Source organism: Anaerococcus nagyae, from assembly GCF_017874535.1.
GTDB lineage: Bacteria > Bacillota > Clostridia > Tissierellales > Peptoniphilaceae > Anaerococcus > Anaerococcus nagyae.
Genome location: NZ_JAGGLS010000005.1, coordinates 25,956 through 39,222 on the forward strand (window position 1 = coordinate 25,956; position 13,267 = coordinate 39,222).

Annotated in this window: 14 protein-coding genes; 4 read left to right on the top strand and 10 right to left on the bottom strand. The window is 31.8% G+C overall.

Annotated features, from left to right (window positions below; genetic code table 11):
- Window positions 1–6: 6 nt before the first annotated feature.
- From J2Z39_RS04900 to J2Z39_RS04910, 3 genes are read right to left on the bottom strand one after another with little or no spacing between them, the layout of a single operon-like run.
- A complete protein-coding gene (locus J2Z39_RS04900) occupies window positions 7–1,011 on the bottom strand; it encodes an electron transfer flavoprotein subunit alpha/FixB family protein (RefSeq protein WP_117521732.1) in 1,005 nt (334 codons plus the stop codon).
- A gap of 9 nt (window positions 1,012–1,020) precedes the next feature.
- On the bottom strand, window positions 1,021–1,830 hold the full coding sequence (locus J2Z39_RS04905; RefSeq protein ID WP_117521733.1) for an electron transfer flavoprotein subunit beta/FixA family protein: 810 nt from the start codon (window positions 1,828–1,830) through the stop codon (window positions 1,021–1,023).
- A gap of 19 nt (window positions 1,831–1,849) precedes the next feature.
- Complete coding sequence (locus J2Z39_RS04910) at window positions 1,850–2,986, bottom strand: acyl-CoA dehydrogenase (RefSeq protein ID WP_117521734.1); 1,137 nt, start codon at window positions 2,984–2,986, stop codon at window positions 1,850–1,852.
- 459 nt (window positions 2,987–3,445) lie between these two features.
- Here J2Z39_RS04910 and J2Z39_RS04915 point away from each other — a divergent pair, with 459 nt between their 5' ends.
- The 4 genes from J2Z39_RS04915 (at window position 3,446) to larA (ending at window position 7,327) form a co-directional block, all read left to right on the top strand.
- A complete protein-coding gene (locus J2Z39_RS04915; RefSeq protein ID WP_117521735.1) occupies window positions 3,446–4,867 on the top strand; it encodes an FAD-binding oxidoreductase in 1,422 nt (473 codons plus the stop codon).
- Window positions 4,868–4,884: 17 nt separating this feature from the next.
- The gene (locus J2Z39_RS04920; protein ID WP_117521736.1) at window positions 4,885–5,232 is read left to right on the top strand and encodes a CidA/LrgA family protein; all 348 of its coding nucleotides are present in this window, start codon (window positions 4,885–4,887) and stop codon (window positions 5,230–5,232) included.
- 5 nt (window positions 5,233–5,237) lie between these two features.
- Window positions 5,238–5,930, top strand: a complete 693-nt coding sequence (locus J2Z39_RS04925; protein ID WP_117521912.1) for an LrgB family protein — start codon at window positions 5,238–5,240, stop codon at window positions 5,928–5,930.
- A 122-nt stretch (window positions 5,931–6,052) separates the two neighbouring features.
- Window positions 6,053–7,327, top strand: a complete 1,275-nt coding sequence (larA, locus tag J2Z39_RS04930; RefSeq protein WP_209814046.1) for a nickel-dependent lactate racemase — start codon at window positions 6,053–6,055, stop codon at window positions 7,325–7,327.
- Window positions 7,328–7,501: 174 nt separating this feature from the next.
- Here larA and J2Z39_RS04935 read toward each other — a convergent pair whose 3' ends face one another.
- The 7 genes from J2Z39_RS04935 to larE are packed head-to-tail and all read right to left on the bottom strand — an operon-like array spanning window position 7,502 to window position 13,229.
- Window positions 7,502–8,239: an ABC transporter ATP-binding protein gene (locus J2Z39_RS04935; RefSeq protein ID WP_117521738.1), complete on the bottom strand. Its 738-nt coding sequence runs from the start codon at window positions 8,237–8,239 to the stop codon at window positions 7,502–7,504.
- On the bottom strand, window positions 8,226–9,191 hold the full coding sequence (locus J2Z39_RS04940; RefSeq protein ID WP_209814047.1) for a FecCD family ABC transporter permease: 966 nt from the start codon (window positions 9,189–9,191) through the stop codon (window positions 8,226–8,228). The genes J2Z39_RS04935 and J2Z39_RS04940 overlap by 14 nt, the downstream gene beginning before the upstream one ends.
- On the bottom strand, window positions 9,178–10,395 hold the full coding sequence (locus J2Z39_RS04945) for an ABC transporter substrate-binding protein (RefSeq protein WP_209814048.1): 1,218 nt from the start codon (window positions 10,393–10,395) through the stop codon (window positions 9,178–9,180). The genes J2Z39_RS04940 and J2Z39_RS04945 overlap by 14 nt, the downstream gene beginning before the upstream one ends.
- Window positions 10,392–10,817 carry a nickel pincer cofactor biosynthesis protein LarC2 gene (gene larC2, locus J2Z39_RS08595; RefSeq protein WP_209814049.1) on the bottom strand — a complete coding sequence of 142 codons (426 nt, stop codon included), beginning with the start codon at window positions 10,815–10,817 and terminating at the stop codon, window positions 10,392–10,394. Before larC2 ends, J2Z39_RS04945 begins: the two co-directional genes overlap by 4 nt.
- A gap of 2 nt (window positions 10,818–10,819) precedes the next feature.
- Window positions 10,820–11,617, bottom strand: a complete 798-nt coding sequence (gene larC / locus J2Z39_RS08600; RefSeq protein ID WP_209814051.1) for a nickel pincer cofactor biosynthesis protein LarC — start codon at window positions 11,615–11,617, stop codon at window positions 10,820–10,822.
- A complete protein-coding gene (gene larB, locus J2Z39_RS04960; RefSeq protein ID WP_117521742.1) occupies window positions 11,618–12,364 on the bottom strand; it encodes a nickel pincer cofactor biosynthesis protein LarB in 747 nt (248 codons plus the stop codon). It lies immediately after the preceding gene.
- Between the two features lies 1 nt (window position 12,365).
- Window positions 12,366–13,229: an ATP-dependent sacrificial sulfur transferase LarE gene (gene larE / locus J2Z39_RS04965; RefSeq protein ID WP_117521743.1), complete on the bottom strand. Its 864-nt coding sequence runs from the start codon at window positions 13,227–13,229 to the stop codon at window positions 12,366–12,368.
- Window positions 13,230–13,267 lie beyond the last annotated feature (38 nt).

Consider the following 13,267-nt stretch of genomic DNA (forward strand, 5'->3'; position numbering starts at 1 on the left):
ATTATATTAATTGCCTTTTTTCTCTTTAATTTTTTCTGTTAATACTGGTAATATTTCAAATAGATCTCCAACTATTCCATAATCAGCTACAGAGAATATAGGTGCATCTGGATCTTTGTTGATAGCAATGATAGTATCACTAGCACCAATACCAGCTAAGTGTTGAATAGCTCCTGAGATACCTACAGCTATATAAACTTTAGGTCCTACAGTTGTACCAGATTGGCCTACTTGGTGAGAGTGTGTAACCCATCCTGCATCTACTAAAGGACGAGATGATCCTGCAGAACCTCCAAGAGCATCAGCCAAATCTTCGATAAGTTTATAGTTAGAAGGATCTCCTAGACCACGTCCACCTGAAACTATATATTCAGCTGCTGTCAAGTCTACATCGTCTCCTTCATCTCTTGGGATAAAGTCAAGGATTCTTGTTCTAACTTCATCTGTATACTCAATTGTTTCTGAGATTTCTTCAATATTTTCCTTAGCTTCAACTTCTTCTTTAGAGAATACGCCAGGTCTAACCGTACCCATTTGTGGTCTAGAATCTGGAGATAAGATTTGTGCCATTAAGTTACCACCAAATGCTGGTCTAGTCCATTTTACATCTCCTGTTTCAAAGTCTACATCTAACTCTGTACAGTCTGCTGTAAGTCCTGTTCCAAGTCTTGATGAAACTCTTGGTCCTAAATCACGACCATTCATTGTAGCACCAATTAAGATTACATTTGGACTATGTTTTTCAACTAATTTACATAAAGCATTTGTATAAATATCTGTATTGTAATCTTTGTAATCTTCGCCTTCTACAGTGATTATGCTATCTACGCCATATTTTTTAACTTCTTGACGAGCTTTTTCTACATTTTCACCGATAATTACAGCTACTAATTGCTCTTGAAGTACATCGGCCATTTTCCTACCAGGGTTCATTAATTCAAGACCAACATTCATAGCTGATCCGTCTTCTTTTGTCTCTACAAATACCCAAAGATTTTTATTTTCTGACATGTTTCCTCCTTAAATAAGCTTTTTATCAGCTAATGATTCCATTAACTTATTTACTGCTTCTTCAGGTGCTAGATCTTCATAGATTTCTCCTACTTTTTGGATATCAGGAGCATAAGATTTAGCCACTCTAGTTGGTGAACCTTTTAATCCAATTCTTGATGGATCGATGACATCAGACATATCTTCAAAGGTTACTTGGCTAATTTCAGCTTTTTTAGCTTTTAATTTATCTTTTATCTTTGGATATCTTAATTCGATGTCTGCATATTTAGTGAAAGTAACTAAAGCAGGGATAACAGATTGAACATTTCTAGCTCCACCATCTGCTTCTTGTAATACTTTGATACCCTCATCATTAAGTTCAGCCTTAAATCCACGTGTAACTTGAGGTAATCCTAGTAACTCTGCAATTTCTGGACCTACTTGAGCAGTATCACCATCTATAGCCTGCATACCACAGAATATTAAATCAGGTTCACCTTCTTCTTTTGCAATTGTTTTGATTGCATTAGATAAAATATAGCTTGTAGCTAATGTATCAGATCCACCGAATTTTCTATCTGTTACAAGGTAAGCTTTATCAGCGCCTACAGCTAAACAATCTCTAAGCATATCTTCAGCTTGTCCTGGTCCCATAGATATAACAACGATCTTTGTTTCAGGATCATTATCTTTAATTCTTAAAGCTTGCTCTAAAGCAAATGAATCATAAGTATTTAAAATACTTGGAACACCTTTTCTCACTAAAGTATTTGTAACTGGATCAATTTTTATTTCATTTGTATCCGGTACTTGTTTTGCACATACAAAAATGTTCATTTTTACTCCTTTTTTATTACTATTTCAATAAATCTCCGGCAACAACCATAAGCATAACTTCTGATGTACCTTCATAAATTTCAGTTATCTTAGCATCTCTCATCATTCTTTCAACTTCGTATTCCTTAATGTAACCATACCCACCAAGAATTTGTACAGCTTTAGTTGTTACATCCATTGCTACTCTTGCTGCTTTTAATTTTGCAGTAGCTGCTGCTACAGTGTAGCTTTCGCCTTCATCTTTAAGCGTAGCTGCTTTGTATACTAAGTGTCTAGCAGATTCAATATCTATAGCCATTTCTGCTAATTTAAATTGTGTATTTTGGAATTTAGCAAGTGGTCTACCAAATTGTTCTCTTTCTTTAACATATTTAGTAGCTTTTGCTAAAGCGCCTTCAGCAATACCAAGAGCTTGAGCAGCAATACCGATTCTACCACCATCAAGTGTTTGCATTGCTATTTTAAATCCTTTACCTTCTTCAAGTAATAGATTTTCTTTAGGAACTTTACAATCTGTAAATATTAATTCTCTTGTAGAAGATCCCTTAATACCCATTTTGTCTTCAATAGTACCTGTTTTAAATCCTTCGAAGTCTTTTTCAACTATAAATGCTGAAATCCCTCTTGTACCTTGAGATTTATCAGTCATTGCAAATACTACATAAGTATCAGCATAACCAGCATTTGTTATAAATATTTTAGAACCATTAAGTACATAATGATCCCCATCAAGTACAGCAACAGTTTTTTGTCCTGCAGCATCTGTACCAGCATCTGGTTCAGTAAGAGCAAAAGCTCCGATAGACTCACCTGAAGCTAATGGTGTAAGATATTTTTCTTTTTGTTCGTCAGTACCAAATTTATTGATACAATCAGCACATAAAGATGTATGAGCTGAAAGAATAACGCCTGTTGTACCACAAGCTTTAGATAATTCTTCTACAGCTAATATGTATGTAAGTGTGTCAAGTCCAATGCCACCGTATTCTTCATCAAAAGGAATTCCGAAGAATCCTAGTTCTTGCATCTTCTTAACGTTTTCTTCTGGAAATTTATGTTCTTCATCTACTTCAATAGCCTTTGGAGCTACTTCTTTTTCAGCAAAATCTCTGAACATTTGTTGCATTTCAAGTTGATCTTCAGTTAATTTATACATAATTTCTCCTTTTCTTTCATATACATACCCAATTGGCTTGCATATTCATATATTATTAACTTCTTGTTACAAATATAACAATAATTTTAGCATTTGTCAACTCTTTTTGACGAATTTAATTTTGAAAATGTTTTTTAAGTTAAGATACTACCATAAATACTATTTACGTTAGTTATTTATTTATCCTTTATGCACCAATTGTCATCATTAATATATTAATTAATATACCAATGCTAATTTCACCATACTTTCTATTACAAATAAGTAAAATAAGCAATTTAATTACGTAATTCCTTTAAAAATTTATAATAATAAAATAATTAGTCTATCATTTATAAAACATTTTAGTTTATCTTATAAAAAATTTAAGATAAAATTTTTGCAAACTAAAATAATTATGTTATAATGAAAACGAAATCATAACAATTTCAAATATTTGAAAATATCTTAGGAGGAATTATGACAGATTATAACAAAATCACTGAAGACATCATCTTTGATATAGAAGATGCTGTTTCTGGTAATGTATACGTTGGCGAAGAAATCAACGAAGATTTTTTTCACGATGAAATGCCTATTTATGGATCAGGAACACCTGATGTACTAGTAGATATACACTCAGCAGAAGAAGTAGCAGCTGTACTTAAGATTTGTAATGAAAATAAAATCCCTGTATTAGCAAGAGGAGCTGGATCAGGCTTAACTGGTGCTGGTGTAGCTATTAAACAAGGTGTTATGCTTAACATGCAACCAATGAATCAAATCCTCGAATATGATGAAGACAATATGGTTGTTCGCGTTCAACCTGGTGTTTTCTTAAATGACTTGGCTATGGATGCCCTATCAAAAGGTTACTTATATCCACCTGATCCAGGTGAAAAATTTGCAACTCTAGGCGGAAATGTATCTACTAATGCTGGTGGTATGCGTGCTGTAAAATACGGAACTACAAGAGATTATGTAAGAAGTATGCAAGTTGTCTTACCAACTGGTGAAATCACAAATTTTGGTGCAGTAGTAAGCAAATCTTCTACAGGATACGACTTAAAAGATTTAATGATTGGTAGTGAAGGTACACTAGGTATAATAACAGAATTAACACTTAAAATAGTGCCTGCTCCAAAAGCTACAATTTCTTTAATAGTGCCATTTGAAAATCTAGACGACTGTATATCCACAGTTCCTAAATTATTCAAAAATAATTTAAATCCACAAGCTATTGAATTTATGGAAAGAAAAATAGTTCTAGCTTCGGAAAAATACATAGGTAGAGAAACATTCCCTAAAAAAATAGATGGAGTTGATGCTAACGCATACCTACTTATCACTTTTGACGGCGATAATGAAGATGAATTGTATGATGTTCTCGAAAGAGCCGCAGAAATATTAGTAGAAAATGGCGCTATTGATTGCTTAGTAGCTGATACACCAAATGCTATCAAAGATGCTTGGGCAGCAAGAAGCTCATTCCTAGAAGCTATTGATTCACAATATGAATTATTAGATGAATGTGACGTAGTAGTTCCAATTACAAAAATAGCTGAATACGTTAACTTCGTAAATGAAGAAGCTAAGAACTATATGTTTGACGTTCAAAGTTTTGGACACGCAGGCGATGGTAACCTACACATATATACACTATCAAACGAAGTAGATAAACACGATGAATTCGTTGAAGAAGTTGATAAATTCATGGACGTAATTTATAAAGAAGCCTATGCTCTTGGAGGAAAAATTTCGGGAGAACACGGTATAGGACATGGTAAATTAAAATATCTAAAAGGATTCGAAGGTGACCTTAATACTGATCTTATGAAAGGAATCAAAAAAGTATTCGATCCAAATCAAATACTTAATCCAGATAAAGTTATCGGTCTATAAGCTTAAAGGAATCTATTATGAATTATTTAAAAGAATTTGTAATTCTTTGTGCATGTTTACTACTAGGTTCTTTGACAAGAAAAGCAATTAATTTTCCAATTCCAGAAGCAGTATATGGTATGATTTACCTATTTATTGCTTTAAGACTTAATATACTTAAACCAGAAGAAATAGAAAAAACTTCAAATGGTATCTTAGCTAACTTAGCATTTTTATTTGTACCAGTAGGAGTTGGTATCATGGCTAACTATGAAGTTATTCAAGGCAGAATATTAAAACTAGTTATAATTGTTTTAGTAGGTACCGCAGTAACTATGGGAGTAACAGGAATAATTGTCCAAAGTCTTCAAAGGAGAAAAAAATGAATTTGATATTTGATAATACCTACTTTGGTATAATCCTATCCTTTCTTGCCTTTGAAATCGGAAAATGGATTAATAGCAAAGTTAAAAATCCTATTGCTAACCCGTTGTTAATAGCTATTCTTCTAATTGTAGGTTTTCTAAAGATAACAGGCATACCTTATGAACACTATAAAATGGGTGGAGATTTTATAGCTTTCTTCATAGCACCAGCAACGGTTGCTATGATTCTAGATCTTTATTTAAATTTAGATTCACTAAGAAAAAACATAATTCCAATATTGGTAGGAGTTATTGTAGGATCAATTGTTGCTATGATTTTGGCTATTTTTGTTTCCAAAGGACTAGGACTTGATCAGGATCTAGTAGTTTCCTTAGTACCACAATCAATAACCACAGCAATAGCAATATCACTTACGGCTGAATATAATGGTATAGTTGCCTTAACAGCTATCATGGTTGTATTAAGAGGAGTTATAGGTGCAGCGATTGCTCCACTAATATTAAAAGTATTTAAAATTACTGATCCAATTGCTCAAGGTGTAGCTATTGGCACTTCTGCCCATGCAGTAGGAACTAGCGAAGCTAGAAAAATGGGTCAAATCCAAGGAGCTATGTCTGGACTATCTATAGCAATTGCAGGTATTGTAACAGTTGTTCTAATGCCACTAGCAATGCTAATTGTAGATTCAGTATTCTAATTAGAAAAGCCGTAAAATAATTATTTTATGGCTTTTTTTACAAAAACAAATTGTAGCTAACTAGTAAAATATAGTTAATAAAATTTAAAAAATTATTTTAAGATTTAAGAAAGAAGGATTTTATGAAAATTAAATTGCCTTATGGAAAAGGTTTCCAAGAGACAGAAATATCAAACGAAAGAATTAATGGAGTACTTGAAGCAAGTATTGAAGAATACCAACCAGAAGACGATCAACTTACAATCGTAAAAAAAGCAATGAAAAATCCTATAAATTCTAAAAAACTTAAAGAATTAGCAGTCGGTAAAGATAAGGTTGTAATCCTAATTTCAGATCACACTAGGCCTGTACCTAGCAAATACATACTCCCACTAATGCTTAAAGAAATTAGAGAAGGAAACCCTGATGCCGATATAACTCTTTTAGTTGCCACAGGATGTCATAGAGGAACTACTAAGGAAGAATTAATTGGTAAGATTGGAGAAAATATATATAAAAATGAGAAAATATATATCCATGATTGTGATGATGAATCAATGCTAGTAACATTAGATGAAAAATTACCTTCTGGTGGCAATATAATAGTAAATAAATTAGCAGCTGAGGCTGATTTATTAGTAGCAGAAGGATTTATAGAACCACACTTTTTTGCTGGTTACTCTGGTGGTAGAAAGAGCGTATTCCCAGGTTGCTGTAGTCGTAAAGCAGTAATGTATAACCACAACGCAGAATTTATCGACAGTGAATATGCTAGAACAGGTAATCTAGAAAATAACCCTATTCACAAAGATATGATAGCTGCAGCTAAAGCACTTGGTCTTGTGTATATAGTAAATGTAGTAATAAATTCAGATAAAGAAGTAATCCATGCAGTAGCGGGAGATCTTGAAAAAGCTCATGAAGCCGGCACAGAGTGGCTTAAAGGAAAGGCTGGAGTAGACAAGAGATTAGCTGATATCGCAATAACATCTAATGGCGGATATCCACTAGATCAAAATATTTATCAAGCAGTAAAATCAATGACTGCTGCAGAAGCTACAGTTAAAGATGGTGGTGTAATTATAGTAAGTGCTGAATCTAGCGATGGTACAGGTGGAGATGCCTTCTATAACGCTTTTGTAAATGAGCCAGATACAGAAAGACTATATCAATCTTTCCTTGATACACCAAAAGAAGAAACCATACCTGATCAATGGGAATCTCAAATTCTATGCAGAGTTTTACTTAAAACAAAAGCGATTATCTATATATCTGATGTAGATGATGAAATAGTTAAAACTTTCCATATGATTCCAGTAAAAACACTTGATGAAGCTATGGAAAAAGCAAATGAACTCATGGGTAATGATAGTAGTGTAACAGTAATACCTAATGGTATATCTGTATTTATAAAATAAAATATAAAAATTTTAAATGGCTGTTGCAGAATGAATAAATAATCTCAAAATCATTAGAAAAACCTATACGGAAATTTTGCTTCCACGATCCGGCAGACTATGTAAAAATTTTTCTAAAAGAACCTTCTGATAATTGGATGATAGTTATTCATAGTTTTGCAACAGCCCATTTTTCTATAATTTATACCCTATAGAATCATTAGCATTAAAGTAAAATAAAAGTTCACTATTATAATCTATTATCTTTGCATCAAGCTCATAAACTTCTTTAAACATTTTTTTTGTAAAAATCGTATTCTTATCACCCATATTATAAAGTTTTTTTTGATTAATCAGTATAATATTGTCTGCAAATTTTTCAATCAATTCTATTTGATGTAATATTATAAGCGTAGTTAAATTTAACTTTTTAGTTAAGTCTTTAATAATAGTCAAAATTTCATATTGATTTTTTAAATCAAGTGCGCTTGCTGGTTCATCTAAGAGTAAAACTTTTGGATTAGATATAAGGGCTTGTGCAATTAATATCTTTTGTACCTCTCCTCCGCTTAGTCTATTTATCTTTTTCTCTCTAAAGGAACTAATATTTAATAAATCCATAATATCATTTGCATCTTTTATATCCTGCTGGCCTAACCTAAAATTAAGGCTATTCACCTTCCCAAGAATAATTGTTTCAAAAGCAGTAAAATTAGCATCTGTATTTACATTTTGATTTAAATAAGAGATCTTACCCTTAGTTATAATTTCTCCTTTATAAGGAATCAGTCCACTTATCGCATTTAAAATAGATGATTTTCCTGCTCCATTTCTTCCCATAAGCACATTTACTTGACCAGCATTTAGCTTAAAACTTAAGTCCTCTACTACTTTCTTATCATATGATATATTTAAATTTTTAACTTCTAGCATCTCTATCTCCAAAAATTGTAATAAAAATTAATGGTAAGCCCACCAAAGCAGATATAATACCTATAGGTATTATTACACCCGACTTAATTAGTTTTGATAACATTGAAGATATAACAAGAAGCATAGCACCTATAAGAGATGATAGACTTAAATAGTACCTTTGGTCTTCCCCTACCAGTTTTCTAGCAAAGTGAGGAGATATTATACCTATAAAACCTATTATTCCCACAAAAGAAACACTTATAGCAGCTAAGATTGACACCATTATAAACGATTTAATCTTTAATTTCGAAGTATCTATACCCATAGCCTCAGCTCTTGTTTCTCCAAATCTCATAGTCATTAGCTTCCAAGAGTCTCTTAAAGATAAAAATAAAACTATACAAAATACAATAGCTATTATAAGTATTTGCTTATAACTTGTTTTATTTACATTTCCAAATAGCCAAAATACAATAGACGATAGGGTCTCCTCGCTAGCCAAGTATTGTAAAAGTGAAATAAAAGAATCGAAGAAGAGCTTTACAGCAATACCCGCAAGTATCATATCTTCTGTATTCATTTCTTTTTTCCTAGAAATACGATATACAAATACCATAGATAGCAAAGAAAATCCTATAGAACCAAAAGCTATATATGATAAAGATAAGCCTAAACTTAAAAATAAGCTTGCACCAAATCCTGCAGCAGATGATACTCCCAGTGTAAAGGGATCAGCTAAGGGATTATTTAATATAGTCTGCATAATAGATCCTCCAAGACCTAGGGACAAACCTACTACTAAAGAAGTTAGCACTTCCGGTAATCTAATATCAAATAAAATAGTTTTTTCAGTTTTACTTAAACTAAATAGATTAAGTAATCTAATATTGCTCTCCCCTATTAGTAAATCTACAAAGGCAAGTAAAATAAGTGTAATAGCAAAGCTAATAATTTTTTTATTTTTCTCCATATTTATATGACCAGGTTCCTTCTAGATCAGTTGGCATAAACTTATCATAAAATTCTTCCAAATCCTTATCAGGGTCTAAGTTTCTATACACCTCAGGATGAAGAGATTTCGCTATAAATTCATAAGAATAAAAGTCACTCATATCCCTAACTAATTGTTGGCTAATTACATATAACTCACGGTCTTTGATTGCCTTTAGATCACTCCAACCTGGACGATTATTATATAAGTTGATTTTTTCTTCAACATCTTCTTTGCTAGTATCGTAACCCATCTTCATTGAGTGTGGTTTTTCAATCCATTGTGACCCTGTAAGAATAATTTTATCAGGATTTCTTGATAATACATATTCACTAGATAATGGTAGGGCCTCATCTGATTTTAACGCATCCGAACCTATATTATGACCACCGCAATCTTCTATAATCTTGCCCCACATCTTGTTTGAACCATAGGAATTTCCATATTCTTTCTCACCCTCATAGCCGTGTTCTATATAAACACTAGGTCTCTCACTTTCATCAAATTTATTCTCTAAAATAGGATTTACTTTTGAACTGTAAAAATCTATTAGTTCTTTCAAATTTTTATTTAGTCCAGTAACTTCAGCAATAAGTTTAGTTGAAGCTATATGTTTATCAAAATCTTGTGAATGATAATCAATATAAAAAACCGGAATATCTATCTTTTCTTGAATAGCTTCTATTTGGCTCTTATAGCTAATTGGAGCTATTATTCCATCAGCATCAAGATTTAATATAGATTCATATGAAAAATCATTATCTATAAAATCAGCAACTCTAGGAACCTTCTCTACTTCTGGCATAACTTTTACTAAACGTGTATAAAAATCATTTCTGTCTTTTTTTACACTATCATCCATAGCTGCTATTTTTGATAAAAAGTTATCCTTATCCAAGTACATCATTGTCATAAAAGGACCCCCGGAGCTTGAACCTTGGATAATTACCTTATCAAGAGGTTTTTCAAGACTTATTTCATTACCGTCTAAGTCTGTAACTACTATATTGGGATTTTCTTTATCATCTTTCTTCTTTTCATCATTACTCTTCTTATCTGTAGTAACTTCTTTATTTTGCTCCGTAACTGTTTTTTTAGCATTTTCTTTACTAATATTTTCATTATTTGAGCATCCAGTAAATATTAGTACTAAAGACAAAATCAGTATTTTAAAATATTTCATAAATTCTCTCTTTCATAATATAATTTTTTTAATAAATCAAAGGAAGTTTTAAGTCCTACATTCATAACCTTTGAGAGTTCTTTTGCAGATTCAAACTCAGGATATACATATCTTTCACCTTTATCATCTACAATCTTATATTTGTAGTCGACTCCATCATATGTAAGTATCTTTACCTTGCGATCCAATATGTCTCTTTTTATAGGAATCTTTCTTATACCTATACTTGTAGAGTGCTTAAATATTATATCTTCAATATTTTTTTCACTATCTAAATCACAAATTACTGATAGCTTATAAGCCGGCCTATTTTTTTTCATAAATATTGGAGTATAGAATACATCCAAGGCATAATTCATACACTCATCCATCAAAAATCCTAAAATTTCCCCCGTGCTATCGTCTATATTAGTTTCAAGCAATTCTAATGTTTTTTTTTACAAGTTTCTATCTCCATAATTCTTAAAATATTAGTATATTTGTCAAAATCTCTATTACCAGCACCTAACCCTATTCTTTTAATTTTAAAGCTATCAAGATTTTCTCCTTTGTCAAAATACCTTACTATAGCTGCTCCAGTTGGTGTTACATGCTCACCCTCTTCATCTAATAATTTTATATTTATACCAGATCCAGCTAATATATTCACAACTGCTGGTACAGGTATTGGCATTTGTCCATGGGCACAATTTTGATAGCCATAACCCTCACTCAGATTAGAAAAATAAATATTTTCTACATCTAAATCATCTAAAAGAACTGCTGTACCAATTATATCAATTATAGAATCCACCGCTCCAACCTCATGAAAGTGAACATCATTTTTATCAATACCATGAGCCTTTGCTTCAGCATCTGCTATAATATCAAAAATCCCTAATGCATTTTCCTTAGCATTATCAGTTATCTCTGCTTTATTGATTAATTCCTCAATATCCTTAAGGTGTCTATGTTCATGACTATGTGAGTGATGGTGATTACTTTCTTTATCATGACTTTCTTTTTTATGTACATGTTTATGGTCGCAATTTTCTAATATAACATCAAAATTATACGCATCTATACCATTCTTAATCTTTCTATTAAATACTAATTCATATCCACCAATACCTAATGAATCAATGGATTTAACTAATTTCTCTTTACTAGCTCCTAAATCAAGTAAAGCTGCTATTGTCATATCTCCTGCTATTCCTGAATTCATCTCAAAATATAAATCCATTTATCTCTCCTCTATCAATCTATTTATTTGGCAAGCATTATATGCTGCACTATAACCATTATCTATATTGACAACGTTTACACCTTCAGCACAAGTATTTAGCATAGTAAGTAATGCTGAAAGACCATTAAAGCTAGCTCCATACCCTACAGATGTAGGTACGGCTATAATCGGTTTATTTACTAACCCACCTATAACAGTTGGCAAGGCCCCTTCCATACCCGCAATAGCTATTATAACATTAGCTTTTGAGATTTCATCTATTTTCGATGTAAGTCTGTGAAGGCCAGATACGCCCACATCATAATATTTACTTACCTTAGCTCCAAAAAATTCTGCTGTAATTCTAGCTTCCTCTGCTACTCTAAGATCTGCTGTTCCTCCAGTACATATTGCAATGTTTCCTATTTTTTCGCTTTGATCATATATTAAAGAAATAATTCTAGATGTCTTATTATAACTTGCTTCAGGAACCAAAGAGACTACTTTTTCAAACTGGCTAAGACTTGCCCTAGTTCCTATAACTGATTCTTTTCTTTCAGAAAAAGCCTTAAATATTTCAGCAAGGGCAAAGTCTTCTTTACCTTCACAAAATATAGTTTCTCCAAATCCCCTACGTTCCTTTCTCTGAAAGTCTAATTTAGCAAAATCTAAATCCTTGTAGTTAAACTCCTTTAAATATAATAGGCCATCATTTATAGATATCTCTTCATTTTTTATCTTTTCTAAAAATTCTTTATTGTTCATATCATAACCACGGATTTACTTCTCTTTTTATATCACTATTTAAAACTTCATCCATAGAACCTGACCTATAACCTTCTAGATCAATATTTATATATTTAAATCCTAAATCTTTAAATTTTTGTACAATTTCTTCTGATCTAGCAAATATTTCTCCGAGACTGTTTCTATCAACTTCTATTCTTGTATTGTCACCATAAATCCTTACTCTATTATCAATAAATCCTAAACTTTCTAGATAATTCTCCGCATTTTCTATCATATCTAATTTATTAAGATCAATTCTAGTATTGTAAGGAAATCTAGTTGCCATGCATGGCTTGGAAGGCTTCTTATGAGTTTCTACACCGAGTTCTTTAGAATATAAACGAACTTCAGACTTACTTAATCCAGCCTCATATAAGGGTGATCTAGTACCCAAATCTTTGAGAGCCTTTATTCCTGGCCTAAATACCTTATAATCATCTAAATTTGTACCGTCTACTACATAGGAAAAGCCTAATTCATCTTTTAATTTAAAACACTTTTCAAATAATCCATTTTTGCAATAATAGCATCTGTACTCTACATTATTTAGTAGTTTTTCATTATCCAAAATACTAATTTTCGTAGCATACAAATCAACATCAAACTTTTTTGCTAAGTGCTTGCATTCTTCAAGCTCATCTTTAGGAGAAAACTCTGTTACAAAAGTCATTGCTACAACGTCATCTCTATTTTTTCTAAGATCAGATGCAAGCTTTAATATAAGAGTACTATCAACTCCTCCGGAAAATGCAAGAACCATTTTCTCCTTTAATAATTCCTTTATTATATTGTTTAGTTTATCTTTTTTAGTTTTATCTAAAGTATTAATCTCATCTATCATAGAAAACCTTTCACCATATTATCATCCATAAATAAAAA